The sequence below is a fragment of the Acinetobacter sp. MYb10 genome (assembly GCF_002980175.2).
In the GTDB taxonomy this organism is placed as follows: Bacteria; Pseudomonadota; Gammaproteobacteria; order Pseudomonadales; family Moraxellaceae; genus Acinetobacter; species Acinetobacter guillouiae.
On sequence record NZ_CP058272.1, the window covers coordinates 1,864,976 to 1,885,892 of the forward strand.

General features: G+C 36.0%; 19 protein-coding genes and 1 pseudogene. 9 read left to right on the plus strand and 11 right to left on the minus strand.

Annotated elements, in window-relative coordinates:
* Positions 1 to 174: 174 nt before the first annotated feature.
* The 3 genes and pseudogenes from CQZ96_RS08695 to CQZ96_RS08705 form a co-directional block, all read right to left on the minus strand.
* Positions 175 to 465 (minus strand): annotated as a pseudogene (locus tag CQZ96_RS08695) (SDR family NAD(P)-dependent oxidoreductase); the annotation flags it as partial.
* 40 nt (positions 466 to 505) lie between these two features.
* Positions 506 to 1,252 carry a DUF4882 family protein gene (locus CQZ96_RS08700; protein WP_218619753.1) on the minus strand — a complete coding sequence of 249 codons (747 nt, stop codon included), beginning with the start codon at positions 1,250 to 1,252 and terminating at the stop codon, positions 506 to 508.
* 94 nt (positions 1,253 to 1,346) lie between these two features.
* Complete coding sequence (locus CQZ96_RS08705) at positions 1,347 to 2,189, minus strand: SDR family NAD(P)-dependent oxidoreductase (RefSeq protein WP_228722790.1); 843 nt, start codon at positions 2,187 to 2,189, stop codon at positions 1,347 to 1,349.
* Between the two features lie 155 nt (positions 2,190 to 2,344).
* On the opposite strand from CQZ96_RS08705, the gene CQZ96_RS08710 reads away from it, so the two are divergent.
* Entirely contained in the window at positions 2,345 to 2,953 is a 609-nt protein-coding gene (locus CQZ96_RS08710; RefSeq protein ID WP_105713123.1) for a hypothetical protein, read from the plus strand.
* 2 nt (positions 2,954 to 2,955) lie between these two features.
* On the opposite strand, the gene CQZ96_RS08715 is transcribed toward CQZ96_RS08710, so the two are convergent.
* Positions 2,956 to 3,570: a hypothetical protein gene (locus tag CQZ96_RS08715; protein WP_016539201.1), complete on the minus strand. Its 615-nt coding sequence runs from the start codon at positions 3,568 to 3,570 to the stop codon at positions 2,956 to 2,958.
* Between the two features lie 239 nt (positions 3,571 to 3,809).
* On the opposite strand from CQZ96_RS08715, the gene CQZ96_RS08720 reads away from it, so the two are divergent.
* The 4 genes from CQZ96_RS08720 (at position 3,810) to CQZ96_RS08735 (ending at position 7,880) form a co-directional block, all read left to right on the plus strand.
* Positions 3,810 to 4,295 carry a hypothetical protein gene (locus tag CQZ96_RS08720; protein ID WP_035371666.1) on the plus strand — a complete coding sequence of 162 codons (486 nt, stop codon included), beginning with the start codon at positions 3,810 to 3,812 and terminating at the stop codon, positions 4,293 to 4,295.
* 319 nt (positions 4,296 to 4,614) lie between these two features.
* Positions 4,615 to 5,802: an ammonium transporter gene (locus CQZ96_RS08725; RefSeq protein WP_004722606.1), complete on the plus strand. Its 1,188-nt coding sequence runs from the start codon at positions 4,615 to 4,617 to the stop codon at positions 5,800 to 5,802.
* A 302-nt stretch (positions 5,803 to 6,104) separates the two neighbouring features.
* Positions 6,105 to 6,779 (plus strand): phosphatase PAP2 family protein, encoded by a 675-nt coding sequence (locus CQZ96_RS08730; protein ID WP_105713124.1) that lies wholly within the window; start codon positions 6,105 to 6,107, stop codon positions 6,777 to 6,779.
* Positions 6,780 to 7,073: 294 nt separating this feature from the next.
* On the plus strand, positions 7,074 to 7,880 hold the full coding sequence (locus CQZ96_RS08735) for a serine/threonine protein kinase (protein WP_105713125.1): 807 nt from the start codon (positions 7,074 to 7,076) through the stop codon (positions 7,878 to 7,880).
* Positions 7,881 to 7,908: 28 nt separating this feature from the next.
* Here CQZ96_RS08735 and CQZ96_RS08740 read toward each other — a convergent pair whose 3' ends face one another.
* The 4 genes from CQZ96_RS08740 to CQZ96_RS08755 all read right to left on the minus strand — a co-directional run bounded on the left by CQZ96_RS08740 (position 7,909) and on the right by CQZ96_RS08755 (position 13,454).
* Entirely contained in the window at positions 7,909 to 9,246 is a 1,338-nt protein-coding gene (locus CQZ96_RS08740) for an ATP-binding protein (protein ID WP_105713126.1), read from the minus strand.
* Between the two features lies 1 nt (position 9,247).
* Positions 9,248 to 9,940 (minus strand): DNA-binding response regulator PmrA, encoded by a 693-nt coding sequence (locus tag CQZ96_RS08745; protein ID WP_004722612.1) that lies wholly within the window; start codon positions 9,938 to 9,940, stop codon positions 9,248 to 9,250.
* A gap of 17 nt (positions 9,941 to 9,957) precedes the next feature.
* Complete coding sequence (locus CQZ96_RS08750) at positions 9,958 to 11,619, minus strand: phosphoethanolamine transferase (RefSeq protein WP_105713127.1); 1,662 nt, start codon at positions 11,617 to 11,619, stop codon at positions 9,958 to 9,960.
* A 581-nt stretch (positions 11,620 to 12,200) separates the two neighbouring features.
* A complete protein-coding gene (locus CQZ96_RS08755; protein ID WP_105713128.1) occupies positions 12,201 to 13,454 on the minus strand; it encodes an MFS transporter in 1,254 nt (417 codons plus the stop codon).
* A gap of 155 nt (positions 13,455 to 13,609) precedes the next feature.
* On the opposite strand from CQZ96_RS08755, the gene CQZ96_RS08760 reads away from it, so the two are divergent.
* The 4 genes from CQZ96_RS08760 (at position 13,610) to CQZ96_RS08775 (ending at position 16,692) form a co-directional block, all read left to right on the plus strand.
* Positions 13,610 to 14,236 (plus strand): 1-acyl-sn-glycerol-3-phosphate acyltransferase, encoded by a 627-nt coding sequence (locus tag CQZ96_RS08760; RefSeq protein WP_105713129.1) that lies wholly within the window; start codon positions 13,610 to 13,612, stop codon positions 14,234 to 14,236.
* Positions 14,237 to 14,296: 60 nt separating this feature from the next.
* Complete coding sequence (locus CQZ96_RS08765) at positions 14,297 to 15,214, plus strand: patatin-like phospholipase family protein (RefSeq protein ID WP_105713130.1); 918 nt, start codon at positions 14,297 to 14,299, stop codon at positions 15,212 to 15,214.
* A gap of 138 nt (positions 15,215 to 15,352) precedes the next feature.
* Positions 15,353 to 15,814, plus strand: coding sequence for an NfeD family protein (locus CQZ96_RS08770; protein WP_004722621.1), 462 nt, complete (start codon positions 15,353 to 15,355; stop codon positions 15,812 to 15,814).
* 26 nt (positions 15,815 to 15,840) lie between these two features.
* On the plus strand, positions 15,841 to 16,692 hold the full coding sequence (locus CQZ96_RS08775; RefSeq protein ID WP_004722624.1) for an SPFH domain-containing protein: 852 nt from the start codon (positions 15,841 to 15,843) through the stop codon (positions 16,690 to 16,692).
* Between the two features lie 519 nt (positions 16,693 to 17,211).
* Here the strand turns inward: CQZ96_RS08775 and CQZ96_RS08780 are convergent.
* From CQZ96_RS08780 to prpF, 3 genes are all read right to left on the minus strand, one after another.
* Positions 17,212 to 18,123 carry a polyprenyl synthetase family protein gene (locus CQZ96_RS08780; protein ID WP_105713132.1) on the minus strand — a complete coding sequence of 304 codons (912 nt, stop codon included), beginning with the start codon at positions 18,121 to 18,123 and terminating at the stop codon, positions 17,212 to 17,214.
* Between the two features lie 148 nt (positions 18,124 to 18,271).
* Positions 18,272 to 19,231: a diguanylate cyclase domain-containing protein gene (locus CQZ96_RS08785; protein ID WP_105713133.1), complete on the minus strand. Its 960-nt coding sequence runs from the start codon at positions 19,229 to 19,231 to the stop codon at positions 18,272 to 18,274.
* Between the two features lie 257 nt (positions 19,232 to 19,488).
* Positions 19,489 to 20,676: a 2-methylaconitate cis-trans isomerase PrpF gene (prpF, locus tag CQZ96_RS08790; RefSeq protein WP_105713134.1), complete on the minus strand. Its 1,188-nt coding sequence runs from the start codon at positions 20,674 to 20,676 to the stop codon at positions 19,489 to 19,491.
* Between the last annotated feature and the right edge of the window lie 241 nt (positions 20,677 to 20,917).

The window sequence follows — 20,917 nt, forward strand, 5'->3', positions numbered from 1 at the left end:
TTATTAAGATTTTCTACCAAATCTTGTTAGATTATAAGAAATATATTCATTCAAGTTCAAGTCCTTTATTTTTTCCTAAAACAGATGCATGCACTACTCTGTATTTTATAAAATAAGTAGTGCTGGACTAAGCTTTTCCATTGTTATTTTTAACCAAACTCCAAATTTAAATCACTATTCCTTCAATTGATCCAAAGCTGTCCCCTGCACAGGATTTCTTTTCCAATAATAAGGTTGGAAAAATCGAATTACTAAACGCCATGGTGTCATCCAGATAATACGCACATTGCTGTTTTTATTCTTGCTGATGCGTTCCGCCAAATAACCACATGCTTGCTCAGGTGGATTAATCACAAACATAAATAACCATTTCATTTCATACCAGTTTTTAACTTCACCTTGCTGCAAAGAAGAAATCAATAAATCCGTGGCCAACATTTCGGGACTTAATATTCCAATCAAAATATTGTTATTAAAATTAGTTCGTTATATTTTAAAGAATAATTCAAATTGTATTGCCACAAATATCAGTTGTACCTGTTGGATAAGACTGTGTCATTTTTGTAGCATCTGTAATTAATTCAATTGAAACCTCTTTTCCAATATTGGGTGAGTTGGGTGATATTCCATTTAAACCAGCAGCAATCATAAAAAATGAATTAATTACAGGTAAAGTGTAATTTGATAAGTAACCTTTATTCACGCCATTCACAATAAATCCTGCTTGTTTTGAAATTGGGTTTATATAAATGCCTATGTATTGATAGTCATTACTGTTGTTTGAAATATTTAATTCGACTAAAGAAGTATTCGCATTAGGATCGCTTATAGTAAATTTATTTACAGCACTATTTTCTGTTGATGCATTGGTATACCCAACATTACTTAAAAAGGTTGATTGACCACCATTTTTCCCGATATGGGCTACAGGAAAAAATAATAATTGTTCTGTACTTAATAACTGATTTTTAGGAACTTTAAATTTATATTCATAAGCATAAATAGAGCTTGATGGTACAGTGATGCCGCTAGAATTGAGAGTAACATTATTATTTGTCGCTAAAAAATATTTCAATGTAGAAGTTGAAAAAATATTAAAGCCAACTTTTTGACCTGATCTATTTGGAAAAATTAAAGAACCTGGTTCTTCAGAATTCAATGTAGCTTGAGTCACATCTAAATCATAAGTACAAGCACTCCATCCACTCATACTTAGAAATCCTGTCAGTGATCCTATTATTAACTTTTTCATTATTGTTTTCTCGCCATTATCAATCTCAAATATAATATAAAAAGATGAATTCGTGTACAAAAACGGATAGAGGCAACTAAAGAATCAAAAATTCCTATTCCTTAAGCTGATCCAAAGCTGTCCCCTGTACAGGATTTCTTTTCCAATAATAAGGTTGGAAAAATCGAATTAACAAACGCCATGGTGTCATCCAAACAATACGCGTATTGCTCTTTTTATTCTTGCTGATGCGTTCTGCTAAATAACCACACACTTGCTCAGGTGGATCAATCACAAACATAAATAACCATTTCATTTTATGCCAGTTTTTAACTTCACCTTGTTGCCAAGAAGAAATCAATAAATCCGTTGCCACCATTCCGGGGCTGAGTGTTCCAATCAAAATATTACTATTCTTGGTTTCTTTATTTAAAGCATGGTTCAGATAAGCAACTGCTCGTTTACTGGTTGCATAAGGCGTCATCCCCGCACTCCACTCGCCACGACTGCCCCAACCTTCCATATTAAAAATTTGCCCAAAACCTTGCTGCATCATTCCTTTTAAAGCCACTTGCGAACCCAACATCGTACCAAGTACATTGGTTTTGATTACACTTTCCAAATCTGAGCTAGCAATCTCGGTAAATGCCCTTGCTGCATTACAGGTACCGGCATTGTTAATCCAAACATTGACCTGACCTAACTTTAAAACTGTTTCTTCCCATAAATTGTGTAAATCTTCATATTGAGCCACATCGCAGGTCACCCCATAAATTCTATTCGGTACATAGCGTTGCGCAAAGTCTGCAACAACTTGATTTAACTGCTCTACATTTCGTGCTGAAATCATTACAGACCAACCTAACTTTAAAAAAGCTTCTGCCAAAGCAAAACCAATTCCACGCGTACCTCCTGTAATCACGACAGATGAAACTTGATCAGAATTTGATGTGTTCAAAATATTCCCCATTGTGGTGATGAATCAGTATGGACAGCAAACTGGCACGTGATAAAACCCACGACTATATCTCCAATTTAGGACATTGGGCATCAAAAAATCAATTTTTAAGATAGAATCTCCCACATTCAAAATTATTGAATGATTCATATTCTATGAAAAACAAAATTTTATTATGCATCACCCTTATTTTTCTCTTTGGCTGTCATGAGAAACCCAGTACATCAACTGAAAGTGAGCCAACCAAACAAGAAACGCCACAACATGTTCAAACCAAAGCAGAACCTATTGTGATTCCTGCTCAGCCAGAGCCAGACCACCTCGTCAATAATCCAACACAGCTCCCTCAAGGTTATTTAGTCGATACGACATATCTCAAAAAGCCATTGCTCATCGATTTTGATGGAGATGGAAAACTAGATGCTTTCCAAGTCTTAAAGAATCCCAATAAAAAAGGCATGAAATATCTGTTTGAATTCCGTATTTCGGACAGTGATAAAGTTTATTACTATCAAAATAATGAAGAAGATGATGATTTAGATATTTTTGCTAAGTTCGAAGTCGCACCTAAAACAAATATTTATGTTGATGAAGAATATCGCTTTGGAGAAAATGGCGATATTATTGCTAACGAACAGATTGATCCTAAACATTATTTAAAGTTTAACGGTGATGGTGTTTCAGTCAATGTCCTCGAAGAAACCTGTGCTGCATCTGCCTTTTTCTTAACAGATGAAAAAATTAAACGGATTTATCTTTGTTAAATCTATTTTTCATCCGCAAAAATTGCATTTGCCCCAATCACTTTAGAAATCTTCACTTGGTCTTGCTTTAATAAAGCATAGATTTTCGCTTTAAGTGTTTCACTGGTAAAAGTCCCGTTTAAATTCAGCAAAATGGGTTCATCACTCAATGAACCTTTGCCGTGATATTCTTGATTAATATCGTTGGTGGTTGCCTGATTGACCACCACAAAATGCCCCTCAATACCAGCCGCTTGACCACAAGCTAAACTCTGTGGCGACCAATCCCCTACTCTGATCTCAGGTTTTAAAGCATAGCCTTTGCTAGCTAATATTTTCTTCTGCTGTGTTGTTGCCATGGGAAAACTCAGTGTCTTTTGCTGACCTTTCCAGTTTACCGTTAATTGACTGGATAAACATGATGCTCGAAAAGAACCCGCACTACCTAACTCTGTATCCTCATTAGAATCATCACATTGTGAAATAACTTGAAAAGTTGCTTCTCCACACTGCAACAGTTTAGATTTATAGATTTTATATTGATTGGACTGAGCACTCACTGCTTCAGTAAAAAGACAGAAACCAAAGAACGCCATCAAATACACTAAAAAATTGGAATATGTTTTAGACACCATCATTTTTATACACTTCATTGATCGTTTAATCGCAAATTGATTTTATATTAAACATTTATTTACAACTCATTAAATCATACACTAATACACCAACCATTTGAAATTTATAATGATATAAGTTAAATAGCCCTAAGATACAGCTTAAACCAGAAGATGAATACATTAGCATGACAACAAAAGCTTGATAAAAATACATATTTTTAAAATAATGTTAATTCAATCACAAAATAATCGATATGATGATGAAAAATATAATAATATTCAGCAGTGGTGTTTTATCACTATTTTTAGCTTCACATAATTATGCCGCGGCTCCGCAAGTCCCTGAGGAAACGGCAACACAAATTTTTAAAAGCGCAAAGTTTCAAAAAACCAATCTTGGCTGGGAAAGCCGCTGTAGCCTTGGCAATATCTCCTATTATGGTGATCTCAATAAAGATGGTCGTCCTGATGCCGTTGTAGTCGATGGTGGTGTCGGTTGCTACGCAAACACAGGAATTGGATTTTATATTGTTACCCAACAGACCAATAAACAATGGGTGAGAATATTTAACAGTCATGGGACGCCTGAATTTCTATCTACTTTAGGAAAACATGGTTGGCCAGATATTGCCATCAATGACTCAACTAAATGCTTTGCTGTGTATAGATGGAACGGTCAAAAATTTCAAAGAAACCGTTTCGAATACAAAAATCAAGTTTGCAGTCTGGGTGTTTCCAAAAATTGATCTCTAAGTTATTTTTTAATTTTAGTTAAAACATTTTATCGGTTTATTTTTAGATTAAAATTTGACTGCATGAGTTTAAGGTGAAACACAACAAATAAAAATCAATAATTATCAGCACCTTAAAAATAAGCCAGAATATCTTATTGCATCAAGTTAGTGCATAAATTCCAATATAGTGCATGCTTTTGCTTTATATCGAGTCTTAATAATATTTTGAAATTGTTGATCTATTTTTTCATACAGCCAAACGCTTCACGGATTCAAATCGTTGGTTATACTTGAACCAATTTGTGACAAATAGCACCAAAAAGAATCGTATATGCAAAACGTTGATCTACTCTTTCTCTTGCTTGGCGCAGTGCTTGTACTCGCTATGCATGCTGGCTTTGCTTTTTTAGAGCTGGGAACAGTTCGCCATAAAAATCAAGTCAATGCACTCAGTAAAATCATTACTGATTTTTCAATCTCAGCAATCGCCTACTTCTTTGTTGGCTATTATATTGCCTATGGACAACACTTTTTCCATACAGGCGCTACGCTTTCAACTGAGCATGGCTACAATTTGATGCGTTGTTTTTTCCTTTTGACCTTTGCTGCAGCAATTCCCGCTATTGTTTCTGGCGGCATTGCAGAACGTGCCAAAATGCGTTCTCAAGCCATTGCAACTCTATTTATAGTAGCGCTGGTTTATCCTTTTTTTGAAGGGATCGCGTGGAATGGTAATCTCGGCCTGCAAAAGTGGTTAGCGGATACATTTGGTGCAAGCTTCCATGATTTTGCTGGCTCTGTTGTTGTCCATGCGATGGGTGGCTGGATTGCGCTTGCAGCAGTGTTACTACTCGGTGCACGTCATGGGCGCTATAAAAAAGATGGTCGCGTTAGTGCGCATCCACCCTCTTCTATTCCTTTCTTAGCGCTCGGTTCTTGGATCTTAATTGTTGGCTGGTTTGGCTTTAATGTCATGAGTGCTCAACGCTTAGATGCAATCTCAGGTTTAGTTGCAATGAACTCACTCATGGCAATGGTAGGCGGCACGCTTTCTGCAAATTTCTTTGGAAAAGAAGATCCTGGCTTTTTACATAATGGCCCCTTAGCAGGCTTAGTGGCAATCTGTGCAGGTTCTGATGTTGTTCACCCAATTGGCGCTTTATTTATTGGTATCTGTGCAGGTTTCCTGTTTGTTAAACTGTTCACATACACACAAAATAAACTCAAGATTGATGATGTACTTGGGGTTTGGCCATTACATGGCGTTTGTGGTGCATTTGGTGGTATTGCTGTGGGCATATTTGGTCAGCAATGGTTGGGGGGAATCGGCGGAGTATCCTTGATGTCTCAGCTTATTGGTACCTCACTTGCCATTTTACTGGCTTTAGCAGGTGGGTTTGCCGTATACGGCATACTTAAAGCCACTATGGGTATTCGTTTAACACAAGAAGAAGAGTTTCGTGGTGCGGATTTATCCATTCATAAAATTTCTGCAAATTCTGAAGATGCAATGTTTTAATCGTTTCTAATACCATGTTTTAATTTTATACATTTTTACGCTATAAAAGAGCGGCTTTTCAGCCGCTTTTTTATTGTATCTAAATGACAATAAAATAATTTTCGCAATACAATTTTAAAATATAATAGTTAGCCTTTAAAATAAAGATTTAAAACACTGATCTTGAAATAATCATAGATATTTTAATTTTTATATTGCCACTCAATAATAAGACTGCTCATTATTTAATAATTAAGTCTAATTTAAGTTTATTTTTTTCTAATAAGCGCAGATTAAAATGATTAAATTGAGTGACTCATCTCATGCCGTATTCCGACTCAAATAAATTTTTCCTAAAAAATAGTTTATTGCTTGGGATACTATTTTTAATACTGTTCTTTGTATTTCCTGTTGGTGGTGCAATCGATATGTATTTTATCCAACCTTGGATAGATAGCACTGGTCATTTCCCACTCAAAAACAATTGGTTTCTCATTGAAATTAATCACAAGTTGCTTAAACATATCGTCATTGCCTTTTATATTGCGGTATTCATTTCATGGATTGCTTCTTTTAAAGTTGCGAAATTAAAAGCGTATCAATGGCAATTGGGCTATTTATTTATTGTTAGTGTTTTATCCACTGCACTGATTGGCATTTTAAAATCCCACTCAGCCTATGCCTGCCCTTGGTCTATGACTGAGCAAACTGCTCTAGGCTATGTTTGGGATTTTTCTGCAAGCAATGGACGTTGCTTTCCTGGTGGCCATGCCAGCACAGGTTTTTCACTGCTTACAGGTTTTTTTGTATTTAGACGATCAAATTCTAAAGTTGCTTATTTTTTCTTAGTCTTAGGCCTAGCACTTGGTTTGATTACAGGTTGGGGGCAAATCATGCGTGGTGCACATTTTCTTAGCCATAACCTTTGGACAGGCTGGATTATTTTTACATTTAATGTAATTGTGTATCGTATCTTTTATAAAAAATTTAGCAGATAACAATCCTAAACTCTAAACGATATATTGCACAACATTATTTTATTATAAATGCATCTCTAAAAATACATCAGATATTTAAAAACGAATTACTCATTATTCTCACTTATTTGATCGCTTATCTCTTTTCATTCCAATCTAAAAGCTAAATGAAGTGATGCGAAGCTATATTTATCACTCAAAGAATTACATTTTGTCATAATTTAAATATTAAATTATTAAATCAATCTTAATTTTTACAAATTATTATATTTTGTTTATACTTGAGCTAATTTAGTAATCTTATACGTGCAAAATATGAGTAATTTTTCTAAATTTCTCCGCAACTCACTTAAAATTCAAGACCAAAATATTCAGTCTTATCAATTGGATGATGGCAAAGTGTGGCTTAAAAAAGCCTCTGAACGCCACTCGGCTTGGATTTATGTCCCATTAAAATGGGTTGCACGTATACTCAATATTGAAGCGCTAACACCTATTCCAAATTATGGTGGAAGCAAATCGATTTATTGTGAAGTTCATCGTCTGACAGAATTAAACTCATTAGGTATTCCAACGCCACAAATTTTAGCCAATTGTTCACAAGGTCTATTGATTGAAGATGCTGCTGATCATGGTGAAGATGTGATGCAACTCGATCAAGCATTGGCACAAATGGAAGGAAATACGGCAAAAAAACTAGAGTTTTATCGTGAAGCAATCTTTGCAATTCAAGCTGTCCATCACAAAGACAGTTATTTGAGTGAAGCCTTTGCACGAAATATTTTAGTCAATAAGGACAAAGCATTTACTTTTATTGACTTTGAAACTGATCCTGGGGAAGTACTGGACTTAGAAACCTGTCAAATTAGAGATTGGTTATGTTTTATTTTCTCAACATCATTCCGTTTTAATGATGATGAGCTTGCCCAAGCTTGCGATATTTTTATCGGAGAAATTTACCCAAGTAAATCAAAATACAACGAAATTTGCCGTATCGGAAATAAACTCAACTGGGTCGCAAACTTTAATATGGGTAAACTTGGCAGTGATGGTCGTAGGATGCAAAAATGTTTAGAATTTTTCCAATATATGAAGAAAAATGAACCACTTCCATTAATGTAGAAATGGGATCATTTATTTTCCAATCATTTTACTTCTCAGTTTTGATATCACACAGAATCGGGATTTTGACCAAGACACTGAGTCCGCCCAACTCCTCACTACGGGATAAAGACAGTTCACCACCTAAATGTTGAATGGCTTTATCCACGATTGACAATCCCAAACCACTGCCCACTTCCAAGTGATGATGTACACGATAAAAACGTTTTAAGACTTTATCGTACATCTCTGGATCAATCCCTAAACCACTGTCCTCAATCAAAACATACGCAGAATCATGAATATCTTCAAATACCGAGATATTAATCATGCCTGAGACAGGGGTATATTTTATTGCGTTATCAATCAAATTAAAAATGATTGAATGAAGACTATGTTCTACACTTTTTAAAATCACTGTTTCATTACGAACAAAGCCAAGATCGATATCTTTTTCCATTGCGAGATTCATCAACTGTTCTACACAATTGAGTGCCACATCATTTAGCTTAAATTGAGTCACTTGAACTTCATGACTCAATGAGGAATCTTGCTTTGCCAAAGCAAGCAGTTGCGTGACCAAATGCTGCATCCGAGCCAAGCCTTTGCTTAAATTTTTTAGATTTTCCTCTTCAGGAAACTGGCTCATCAAAATTTTCGTTTGTAGATTCAATGCGGTGATGGGTGTACGTAACTCATGTGCAGCGTCTGCCACAAATTGGCGCTGTTCTTGTTGAGCAACAGAAATTCGCTCAAACAAATGATTCATTTCATGGATCGTCGGCAGTAATTCTTCTGGATAGTGCGCATTTTGAATTGCCACCAATGAATTTGAATCACGTTTTGCCAGTTCGGATTTAAAGTCTTCAAGCGGTTTCAAACTGCGACGAATAATATAAACCAAGCCCAACAAAGCAAATGGAATGATCAGTAAATATGGAAGAAACATACTGCCTGCAAGCTCTAAAGCCAAATGCTCTCTGACTTTTTCTTGCTGGCTGATTTGAATCTGATAATTAGCTGTGGGTAAGATATAAGTAATCCAAGTGCCATGCGTTGTATCTTGGCTATAAAAACCAGCCTTTTGTTTAGGTTCAACAATGACATGATGTGGCGTATTTTGCGTTTGACTAGGATCAGCATATGCCCAAACATCTATAAATAAATCTTCTTCATGATAGCGTTTGTGTATATCAAAATGACTTTGAATGGGCCTTGGATTTAACTCCACCCGTTCGGCCAGATAAACCATTTGTGCATCTAAAATTTCGTTGATCTCTTCTAAAGAAATTTTATAAGCGGAAAAAACCAACACGCAACCAAGTAAAATACTAAAAATAGAGGTATAACGAATTAAACGCTTTCTTAAGGAAAATGCTGTTTCCATATCATTCCGCTTTTTGTGGTTGCCCCAAACGATAACCTAACCCACGAATTGTACGAATAATATCTTTACCCAATTTCGATCGGATATGATGCACATAGACTTCAATTGTATTACTGTTGATTTCACTATCAAAAGCATACAATTTATCTTCTAAATTAGATTTAGAAAATATTTTATTGGGATGGGTCATTAACGGAATAAGAATCGCCCATTCACGATTTGAAAGCTCCACCGTTTCACCTTTTAGTGTTGCAATATGCTGTTCAACATCTAAAACAATTTCACCATTTTTTAGCAGATTTGAAGCACTTCCAGTTACGTCTTTCGCTGTATCACCTGTACGACGTAATAACGCATGGATACGAGCCACCAATTCATCGAACTCATAAGGCTTAATCAAATAATCATCTGCACCTTGATTTAAGCCTTCAACACGATTCTGTAATTGATCACGTGCTGAAATAATCAGTACAGGTAAACTAGAACGTTGACGGATTTGCTTTAAGACCTGCATCCCATCCATCATGGGCAAGCCTAAATCAAGTAAGACCAAATCAAATTGTTTCTCAGAAATAAGCTTGAGGCCATCTAAACCATTATTCACCCATTCCACATCAAAGCCTTGATATTTCAATAATGTTTTAGATGATTCTGCAATCATAAAATCATCTTCTATCATCAAAATTTTGGTCATGGTTTATATCCTTTCAATCAGCTTTGTACAGCACACTGGTGCAACATATTATTTTTTTGATCTATGACTTGAGTTTGGACATTTAACAAACTCAAAAGACTTGGAAATAAATTATCTTGACTCAATGTTGCCTGTTTTTGTTGATTTAAACAATTGATTTGTTTTGCTGCTACAGATTTCCATGCATCTGAAAACCACATCACCATAGGTACATGGGTTTGTTGAGTAGGTGCAATCGCATAAGGTGCGCCATGTAAATACATACCACGTTCACCTGTAGACTCGCCATGGTCAGATAAATACCAAAAACCTGTGCGATAATTTTCTTGCTGTTTTAAAGTTTCAATCAATTGATTTAGAATATGATCTGTATAGACAATCGAGTTATCATAAGTATTAATCAATTCAGTCGATGAACAGCCTTGTATCGCATTGGTTTCACAAGTCGGTTTGAAATTTTTAAATTCATTTGGTGCACGTTTATAATAAGCAGGTCCATGACTTCCCATTTGATGTAATACAATCAAATGTGCTTGCTTGTCATCTTTTGGCAATTGGCTTAAATATAGGTTTAAGCTGTCTACCAAAATACCATCTTGACATTCGCCACCTTGGCACCATTTTTTCTCTAAATCTTGAGGGATAACAAATTTCTCAACACGATCACAAGTGCCCTTACATCCTGAATTATTATCAATCCACGTCACCTTATAACCTGCACGTTGTGCAATATCCAGTAAACCTTCTCGATGACTTGCAAGTTGCTCATCATAATCTTGACGCGGCATGCCTGAGAACATACAAGGCACTGAAACTGCGGTTGCTGTACCGCAAGAACTGACTTGAGAAAAATTAATTAGACCAGACTGTTTTGACAATTCAGGATTGGTATTTTTTGCATAACCATTTAAAGAAAAACTTTCTGCACGTGCAGTTTCACCGACCACCAAAACCATCAATTTAGGTTTATGCTGTAAAGCAACATCCTCGACTAAATGTGCATCTTCACCATAACGAATCAAAGGTAGATTTTTTTTCGGTGCTTTTTTATGAAAATAAGAAAGTGTTGAAGCCACTGCATTTTGCGGAGAAATCATGCCTTTTAAATCACGATGCTCACGAAATATAGCTGCATAATCCACATAAAAAACAAATAATAATGCAGCAATTACAGCGAAAGAGCCCGCAATATTTAGGCTTTTAAATAACAGTATTTTGCCAATTTTTTCTGGTTTAATTCTTACCCAAAGAATAATGATGATGGGTAAAACAACAAATCCCAGTGTCCAAATAAAAAATTGCAAAGAAAGTAAGTCTGACACTTCACTAGGATCTGTTTGTACCATATTTTGAATTTGATCAGGCGAAATCACCACGCCCAATGAATTGACAAAATAAGCACTAAATCCACCAATGAAGACCAAGATAATTGCAAAAAATTTTGCTGTCCATTTCCAGTCTAAAATTTGTAATAACAGATTATATAAAGCAACCAGCACAAAACCTGTCGCGATCAGAAAAAGTTGTGCTTTAACCCCCTGATAAGGCGTTAGAGACTGGACTTTATTTAAAAAACTAAAATTCAGACACAAGCCTAACCACACTGCGACAATAAAATTAAAAGCAGTTAGGGAAATTGAGACTTCACGTCGTTTTATACGCTGTATTAAGTTAGACATTACTTTGGCAATACTCTTTTCAATAGTGTTAAGTTAAAAAATGAAGCTTAAACTGAACTTAAAAAGCACTTTCCCAAGCATATTGCGCCACTGATCCTATTTGTAATTACCTTAATATTTCTCATAATCTGAGAAATTTAAAATCAAATAAAAAACTATAAAAAAGTTAGTATTATTTTATAGCTTGTAGATTTTAATCCTGCTTAATCGATCCACAGCAATTTTTTGAGTTAATTATTGGGAGCTGAAATTACTTTAAATCCAATAAATGGGATAATACACGAATAGATTTCTACACATTTAAAAATGACGAAAAAGTAATTTTTATTTTCCGTTCAATGCAAAACACATCAATATTTAATTAAAAAATAAAGATAAAATCACATTAATTCAAAGATATTTATATATAAATTAAATTTTATTAACCACGCAATTTATTTTATGATTTTATAATATATTATTAGTTTAATGATACCTAAGAAAAATTATTTAATCTATTTAATTCAATCAAAAAACGACTAATCATAGCATTACATACTAAATACTCACCTTGCATATTATAAAAATTTAAGCTCATAATATTATGAATAACGTATCTTTTTAATCCAATATATAATCGGGATTAGACAAAAAATGCCTATCACCAAAATCAAACTTAAGTAATTTAAATATCCCAATTGATCGCCAATCATGCCGCTTAATGTATATAACAACCCACTGACTGTTGCCATAATAGAGACCTGAAAAGTGAAATCTGTACCTGCATGTTCTTGACGACTATATTGCATCACTAAAGTTAAGATTATGACTAAAAGCATTGCAGCAAACAGATCTTCTAAAGCATTAATCAAATAAATTAACCACGGTGCTACAAAGTGCGATTGTTCATATTGAGCTGCTAACCACACGAACCCTGCTAAACTGATCAATTTCAAAATAGAAAACAGGATTAAAGCTTGGTGACGCTTTAGTTTTTTTAGCATTAAACTGGCCAAGCCTGCACCCAATAGTGCAGAAAATGCCCCCAACATAGTGATATAAATGCCGATTTGAGAAAGACTCAACTGTAGATCAACCAACAAAGGTTTGGTAATTGGACCTGTAAAGCCATCCGTTATTTTGATGGTACAAAGCACAAAGAACCATGCTCTTAGTTTTTTATTGACAAAGAAATAAGTTAAATAGGTTTTAAATTTTTCAATAAAATGCTGTGCAACGTCATCCTGTAAATGTGCTAAAGCAGTCTTTTTTAAGTGCTTAGGTTCTTGATAAAACCAAATAGGAATTGTATTTAAAGCCACAATTCCTGCCAAAATCAAAAACGTACTTTGCCAGCTTAGCCAGTCCATTGCCCATAGGATTGCCCCGCCCCCAATAATAAATCCTAAACGAGAGCCAATGACTTGAATCATATTCCCAATATGTTGCTGATCCCCTTTTAAAATACTAACGGCTAAGCCATCCGTTGCAATATCTTGGGTTGCACCAATACTGTTCATACAGAGCAAAGCCATAAAAAACAATAATAAATAGATCGGTTCATTCAGGGATTGAATTGGTAAAAAAGATAAAATGGTTAGGATAGCAATGGTTAAAACTTGGGTTGGAATAATCCAACTTCGATAATGCCCTTTGGAACCATGTCCAAAACTGTCCACAAAAGGCGCCCATAAAATTTTAATTGCCCAAGGCGCCATGAGTAATCCAAAGCCGCCGATATGCGCCAAAGACACGCCTTGTGAGCGTAAAATCACTGGTAAGGCATGGGTCATAAAACCTACAGGTAAACCCTGCGCCCAATACAGTGAAAATAACAACAAATAAGTATGTCGCATGCAATCTAAACTCGAACGATGTCAATATAAATGGGCCTAACTTGATCTTGTGTGTATTGCTTTAATCTACAAATTTTGTAATATTTACATTTTGCAGATAGTCACTATTAAGCAAAAAACTAAAATCAATACAAGAGCAGTCATATAAAAATACAATGTCACAAAACTTTCCGATCATACCAGATCAAGTACCCCAACGTGGTACCAGCACCAGCCGTAATATCTTTAAAAACCTTTACTTAGTTCAAGGCTGGGGATTTGAGGGTGAATTTCCCAACTTACCTAAAGCCGTGGTATTTATTGCACCACACACCTCGAATTATGATGGTCTATATGCTTTCCTCGCCATGTTAGGTATTGGTGTTAAAGTCACAATTTTTGGAAAAGATAGCCTGTTTAAGCCACCTCTCAAAGCACTTTTTGAGTGGATTGGTGTCATTCCCGTACAGCGTGATTCACCGCATGGACTCACCCAACAGATTGTTAAAGTTATACAACAACAAGATAAAATTTGGATTGCCATTGCACCTGAAGGTACACGAAAAAAAGCTGAAAAAATTAAAAGTGGTTTTTATCACATTGCAATGGGCGCCAATATACCGATTGCAATTTTTTCACTCGATTACGAGAAAAAGCGAATTCACTGTTTAGGTACATTGCAACCCACAGGAGATTATGAGCAAGATTTAGCAGAAATTTTATCGCGTTTTAAAGGTAACTTTTCACCTAAACGACCTAAATTATTATCGATTCCTTTACAAAAACTATTGAAAAATGGCTAGAAAAAATAGAGACAATCTGTTCAGATGTGCAACATATATTTTGATCAAAAGTAATACCCCATGCGTTTTAAACAACTTGGTTTTATAGGCTTATTGGGTCTAGCCCTTGTTGGCTGTGACAAAACAACCAAAATTCCAACTCAGACCACTGCGATTAAAGCACGTGAGCCTGTTATTGCCATTGCTTTAGGTGGCGGTGGTGCAAAAGGTTTCGCTCATATTGGTGTGCTCAAGGTTTTAGAATCTCATGGGATCAAACCTAAAATTGTGACTGGAACCAGTGCAGGAAGTTTTGTCGGCAGTATCTATGCCAGTGGTAAAACACCTTATCAAATGCAGCAGATCGCACAGCAATTGAAAGAATCTGATTTGCGTGATTTGACTTTAAATAGCCAAGGTATTGTTCTTGGTCAAAAACTACAAGATTATGTCAATCGCAATGTTGCGAATAAACCGATTGAGCAATTTCCAATCCGTTTTGCAGCAGTTGCCACACGTTTAGACAATGGTAAAAAAGCAGAATTTATTAAAGGTAATGCAGGGCAAGCAGTTCGCGCTTCTTGTAGTATCCCCAATGTTTTTGTGCCGGCAACCATTGGTAATACAAAATATGTTGATGGCGGTTTAGTTAGCCCAATTCCGGTTCAGACTGCACGTGATATGGGTGCAGATATTGTGATTGCGGTCGATATTTCTGCACGTCCAAGTGGTAGCCAACCTATGAATATGTGGGGCTTATTGGACCAAACCATTAACATCATGGGGCAACAAAGTATTAACAATGAGTTGGCTCAGGCTAATATCGTGATTCAACCTAAAGTTGGACACTTAGGTACGCTTGATCTTAAGTCCAGTAACCAAGCAATTTTAGAAGGTGAAAAAGCAGCCCAAGGCAAAATCATCGCCATTCAAACTGCAATCACTAACTTTAAAAAATCACCTGCTGCTTTAAAACCTGCGCCTCGGGCAAAATTCTAATATCGCAATAGCATTCAGATAATCAAACATCATTGAAAACAAGAATAATCACGTTTTTATATGCAGCACTAAAATGATCTGCTACATTGATATAGATGATCCGTCATCTATATCAATGATAATCACTAGAGTAGATGTATGAACTTTATTTTTGAACCGTGGCATTGGTTTGTACTTGGCATATTGCTGATCCTATCCGAACTTGTATTACCAGCGTTTGCTGCTTTATGGTTTGGTATTGCTGCAGTTGTGGTCAGTATTTTGTTGTGGTTATTCCCAAGTATGAGTTTCACCCTGCAAGTCGTATGCTGGATTATCTTATCCATCATTTGCACTGTGGCTTGGTTTAAATTCATTAAACCTCTATCTGTAGATAAAACCAAAGCTGGGCTTTCTCGTGAAGCAACCATTGGTCAAACGGGTATGGTCATTCAAACTGGGCTTAGCCATGATCAAATTCGTGTTCGTTTTCCAATGCCTGTTTTGGGTTCTGATGAATGGAATTGCCGTACTTTATCGCCTGTACAAGTAGGTGACCGTGTACGAGTAACTGATATTTTAGGTAATGATTTAGTGGTAAAACTACATTCATCATCTTAATAATGAAGAATAAAGAGGAAAATTAAATGGGTTTTGGTTCTATTGTTGTTTTAGTCTTATTTCTATTTGTCGCTGTGACCATTTTCAAAGGCGTGCGTATTGTTCCTCAGGGTTATAAATGGATCGTACAACGCTTAGGTAAATATCACACCACACTTAGTCCGGGTTTAAACTTCGTCATTCCGTATGTGGATGAAGTGGCTTACAAAGTCACCACCAAAGATATTGTTCTAGATATCCCATCACAAGAAGTCATCACCCGTGATAACGCGGTATTAGTGATGAATGCTGTGGCTTATATCAATTTAACCACACCAGAAAAAGCCGTGTATGGTATTGAAAACTACACTTGGGCAATTCAAAACTTGGTGCAAACTTCACTCCGTTCAATCGTTGGTGAAATGGATCTAGATGATGCATTGTCATCACGTGATCATATCAAAGCAAAATTAAAAGCAGCGATCTCTGATGATATCTCAGACTGGGGGATCACACTAAAAACTGTGGAAATTCAAGATATTCAACCATCGCACACGATGCAATCAGCGATGGAAGCCCAAGCTGCTGCAGAACGTCAACGTCGTGCAACAGTGACCAAGGCAGATGGTGAAAAACAAGCGGCGATTTTAGAAGCAGATGGACGTTTAGAAGCCTCTCGCCGTGATGCGGAAGCTCAGGTTGTATTGGCTGAATCTTCACAGCGTGCCATTGAAATGGTGACCTCTGCTGTAGGTGATAAAGAAATCCCTGTTGCCTACTTACTCGGTGAGCAATATGTCAAAGCAATGCAAGACATGGCCAAATCGAATAATGCCAAAACTGTTGTACTCCCAGCAGATATTATGAATACTATTCGTGGTGTGATGGGTAGAAACTAATTTAGCGCGGTAAAAATCGTTAAAAAATAGGCAGCCGATGGGTTGCCTATTTTTTAACGTGAAAAATGTCGCTTAAGTTTTAAGGTTGAACAATTGATCCATATTTTTTCGTTATCTATAGTTAAATTTCGCGTTACTTAAAATCCTCTCTTTGCATCTGCATTCGAGATTTAAAGATCGATATTAAAATGAAATTACATAAAATACAGATAGATGAAGACTTTGAAGATGATGGGCTTTGCTCTATTACGTTTTGGTTCGAGGATGGCCCGAGATATATAACCCTATGTCGGGATGAACTAGCGTGTCCAAGCAGTATTTACATTGAGTATACTGATCAAATATATGGATTTGAAACCAGAGACATCGAATATTCATTTGAGAACGGACGATTAACCCTAAAGCTGTTGGTTAATTCGTTCAGATGGAATAATTCCAGTGATGTTGAAATTTATATCCCTAAGGCAGAAATTGACTCAGTGACATCCATCATGGAAAAAATATTTGATCTCAATTAAATTAGCTTTTTCTTGCCAACAAAAATTGCGAAATTTGATTCAATTCCTGTGCATCCTCGCCAAAATACGCTAAAGCTTTAAATGCTTGGTCATGTAATTGTTGCGCATAAATTTTGGCATTTTCTAAGCCCATTAAGGCAGGATAGGTCGACTTATCTACTTGTTGATCTTTGCCTGCAGTTTTGCCCAAAGATTCAGTATCAGACACCACATCTAAAATATCATCTTGTACTTGAAATGCTAAACCAATCGCTTGACCATATTGACGCAATTGTGGAATGGCTTGATCTGTACCTGAAAAAATTGTCACAGCAGACAGCATAATTGCAGCTTGGATTAAAGCCCCTGTTTTATTGCGATGGATATTTTCTAACTGTGCTTGATCAACATGTTTGCCTTCAGCCTGTAAATCCAAAACCTGACCACATACCATTTTTGAACTTGCTGTGGCTAAGATTTGCATTTGTTTAAGAATAATGCCCTGTTCAACAGCTTGACCTTGATCAAATAGACGGCTTCCTAATACCTCAAATGCCATCGATTGCAAAATATCACCAGCTAATAGCGCTGTATCTTCACCAAAAGCCACATGACAAGTTGGCTGTCCGCGACGTAACAAGTCATTGTCCATACATGGCAAGTCATCATGTGCCAATGAATAGCAATGAATAAACTCAATCGCAACCGCAGCTCTACGCACAGCTGCAAAATTCGGATTATTTTGTTGTAAATGTGCAGTTGCATAACTTAAAGCCGGTCTAACTCGTTTTCCACCTAACATCACCGTATGATGCACTGCAGATTTTAATGGTTCTGGCAATGAAAAAGCATCTAAAGCAGCTTGTAAATCTTGCTGAATTTGCACTTGCGCTCGTTTTAAAATTTCTGCATTAACATTGGGAATAGAAGTCACATCTGCCTCGGTTTGTACGAATCGCTAAAACTAAAATCAGTAGTTTTAGATACATTGGTAAATTGGGTGAGTCAGAACATTCTACTATGAGTCACTATAATTCTCATCCTTTAATTCCAATCCAATCATTTGAATAAGTGCAAGGCATCTATATTTCATTTTTTAATAAAAACAGTGAGTTTCGGCCTTTTTCTTTGGCAGAACGTACTGCAAACTCTAATTTTTGTAAGACATCCACCTCAGTTGGCTGATTGTGTGGATCTAAATGATAGATTCCGATAGAAGCAGTAAGATATTCATTATTACTACCAAACAATATCTTTTCATTGGTGACTGCAAATTTAAGCCGTTCTGCAAGTGTCACCACTGCCCACTCAGTAAGATGTTCAATCACAATAACAAAACTTGCTGAATTTAAACGAAAAATTTCAGCTTCTTCAGTTTGCGCAATCGCTTCATTTAATACAGAACCGAGTTGTATTAAGACCTCATCACCTGCAGTATAGCTATTGAGTTGATTAAATCGCTTAAAGTTATCTAAATCAATTTTAAGAAATGACAAATGCGAGTCACAACTGTTTTGCCAGATTTTATTTAAATAATGCTCAAAAGCAAAAGCGTTCTGTAAACCTGTGACAAAATCTAAATAGAGATGGTCGTGCAATTTTTTATTATTTTGCAAAAGTACATTTTCACGGCGCTTCAAACGCGTTATATCTGAGCAAACAACTACAACTGTTTCAATCTCATCATATTGGTTACGTATTGCTTTAAAATATGAAAGATAAAATTTTCCTTTGACATAAAATTCTTGCTCAAAATAATTTTTATTTTTTGAGAAATAACGCATTGCTTCAGTGAAATGAGCATAAACAACGGTCGAAAATGTATTGAGTAACTTATCAAACAAGTAAAGCGCGTCACTTTCATAAATATCAGCAAATTTTTGATTTACCCCTAAAAACCGTGCTTCCTGATCAAATAAAGCGATGGGTAAAGGAATTTGTGAAATAAAAGAAACCAGATGTAATTTGTCAATATCTTTTAAATATTCAAAAACTTTGATGTCTTCAAGGCTATCTCGTAGTTTTTTAGACTCTTGTTCCATACGCCACCTCGAAGCCAATAAATTTTTAATCTATTGAAATCAGCATTTAATGTATTAATTTTTTACAACAGCAAATCATCAGAATTGCTATCACATAAAGTAAGTATGATAAAATACTGTAACTATTTTGCCATACACAATACAAAATTAGTACTTTTATTGATATAAATCACAAAAAATAAACCTTGCGAATGCAAGGTTATTAAAATTTCAACGATCAAATCTCTCAAATGCTATTTGAAAGCACATCAAAAAGATTAAAAACTATCTGCTGGCACTCTAACCCAGCCCTCCATCAATACACGCGCACTACGACTCATGATGGCTTTCTTAACAACCCATTGTCCTTTTTCATTTAAAGCTTGTGCACCCACGCGAAGTGTTCCAGATGGATGACCAAAGCGTACCGCCTCACGTTCACCACCTCCAGCAGCCAAATTCACCAAGGTATTTGGAATTGCTGCCGCTGTACCAATCGCGACCGCAGCTGTTCCCATCATGGCATGATGTAATTTACCCATCGATAACGCGCGCACCAATAAATCTGTATCGGTTTCACCCACCTGTTTACCACTAGACGCGGTATAGCTTTTAGGTTGCGATACAAATGCCACTTTCGGAGTATGTTGACGATTAACCGCTTCACTAATGTCTTGGATTAAACCCATTTTTACCGCACCATAAGCACGGATTTTTTCAAAACGCGCTAATGCAGCTATATCACTGTTGATATCGTCTTGTAATTCAGTTCCGTTGTATCCAATCTCTTCGGCATTTAAGAAAATTGTAGGAATACCAGCATTGATCAAAGTTGCTTGAAATGTACCAATTTCAGGAACCTCTAAGCTGTCTACAACATTTCCTGTTGGGAACATTGCTCCACCATCTTCCCCGTCATCGGCAGGATCTAAAAATTCAATTTGAACTTCTGCTGCTGGAAAAGTGACACCATCCAATTCAAAATCACCAGTTTCTTGAACTTGTCCCTGAGTAATAGGCACATGGGCAATAATTGTTTTATGAATATTGGCTTGCCAAATACGAACTGTACAAATACCATTTTCTGGAATCCGATCAGCTGCAACCAAACCATTACTGATTGCAAATGAACCGACAGCAGCTGTTAAATTACCGCAGTTGCCGCTCCAATCTACAAATGCTTTATCGATAGACACTTGCCCAAACAGATAGTCAACATCATGATTTGGTTGTGAACTCTTGGCTAAAATAACTGTTTTACTGGTACTTGAAGTCGCCCCGCCCATCCCATCAATCTGTTTTCCATACGGATCTGGACTACCAATCACACGGAGTAATAACTGATCACGTGATTGCCCCGCTATTTGTGCACGTTCAGGCAAATCATCAAGTTTAAAGAAGACACCTTTACTGGTACCACCACGCATATAGGTTGCTGGGATTTTGATTTGTGGTGCAGCGCTCATTTTATCGTATTCCTTTCAATTCTCTTTGTTGTCTAAAATAATGAATCTTCATTCAGTTTTATACTACCCTTTTTTTGAGTAAAATACTGACGGATTGACTTAAGTATTAAATAAATCTTGTCATAAAGCTTAAATATTAAACAGATTCAGTTTGCTTTGAAAATTTAAAATTAATCTTATTTCATTGAAAATGAATAAAAAAAATAAATATATTATTTTTTGACTTCACAGTTCCTTTCCA

What these genes read in the sequence shown, in the direction of transcription:
- CQZ96_RS08700 (WP_218619753.1), bottom strand. Translation starts at nt 1,252, where the DNA reads ATGAAAAAGTTAATAATAGGATCACTGACAGGATTTCTAAGTATGAGT.
- CQZ96_RS08710 (WP_105713123.1), top strand. Translation starts at nt 2,345, where the DNA reads ATGAAAAACAAAATTTTATTATGCATCACCCTTATTTTTCTCTTTGGC.
- CQZ96_RS08715 (WP_016539201.1), bottom strand. Translation starts at nt 3,570, where the DNA reads ATGATGGTGTCTAAAACATATTCCAATTTTTTAGTGTATTTGATGGCG.
- CQZ96_RS08720 (WP_035371666.1), top strand. Translation starts at nt 3,810, where the DNA reads ATGAAAAATATAATAATATTCAGCAGTGGTGTTTTATCACTATTTTTA.
- CQZ96_RS08725 (WP_004722606.1), top strand. Translation starts at nt 4,615, where the DNA reads ATGCAAAACGTTGATCTACTCTTTCTCTTGCTTGGCGCAGTGCTTGTA.
- CQZ96_RS08730 (WP_105713124.1), top strand. Translation starts at nt 6,105, where the DNA reads ATGCCGTATTCCGACTCAAATAAATTTTTCCTAAAAAATAGTTTATTG.
- CQZ96_RS08735 (WP_105713125.1), top strand. Translation starts at nt 7,074, where the DNA reads ATGAGTAATTTTTCTAAATTTCTCCGCAACTCACTTAAAATTCAAGAC.
- CQZ96_RS08740 (WP_105713126.1), bottom strand. Translation starts at nt 9,246, where the DNA reads ATGGAAACAGCATTTTCCTTAAGAAAGCGTTTAATTCGTTATACCTCT.
- CQZ96_RS08745 (WP_004722612.1), bottom strand. Translation starts at nt 9,940, where the DNA reads ATGACCAAAATTTTGATGATAGAAGATGATTTTATGATTGCAGAATCA.
- CQZ96_RS08750 (WP_105713127.1), bottom strand. Translation starts at nt 11,619, where the DNA reads ATGTCTAACTTAATACAGCGTATAAAACGACGTGAAGTCTCAATTTCC.
- CQZ96_RS08755 (WP_105713128.1), bottom strand. Translation starts at nt 13,454, where the DNA reads ATGCGACATACTTATTTGTTGTTATTTTCACTGTATTGGGCGCAGGGT.
- CQZ96_RS08760 (WP_105713129.1), top strand. Translation starts at nt 13,610, where the DNA reads ATGTCACAAAACTTTCCGATCATACCAGATCAAGTACCCCAACGTGGT.
- CQZ96_RS08765 (WP_105713130.1), top strand. Translation starts at nt 14,297, where the DNA reads ATGCGTTTTAAACAACTTGGTTTTATAGGCTTATTGGGTCTAGCCCTT.
- CQZ96_RS08770 (WP_004722621.1), top strand. Translation starts at nt 15,353, where the DNA reads ATGAACTTTATTTTTGAACCGTGGCATTGGTTTGTACTTGGCATATTG.
- CQZ96_RS08775 (WP_004722624.1), top strand. Translation starts at nt 15,841, where the DNA reads ATGGGTTTTGGTTCTATTGTTGTTTTAGTCTTATTTCTATTTGTCGCT.
- CQZ96_RS08785 (WP_105713133.1), bottom strand. Translation starts at nt 19,231, where the DNA reads ATGGAACAAGAGTCTAAAAAACTACGAGATAGCCTTGAAGACATCAAA.
- prpF (WP_105713134.1), bottom strand. Translation starts at nt 20,676, where the DNA reads ATGAGCGCTGCACCACAAATCAAAATCCCAGCAACCTATATGCGTGGT.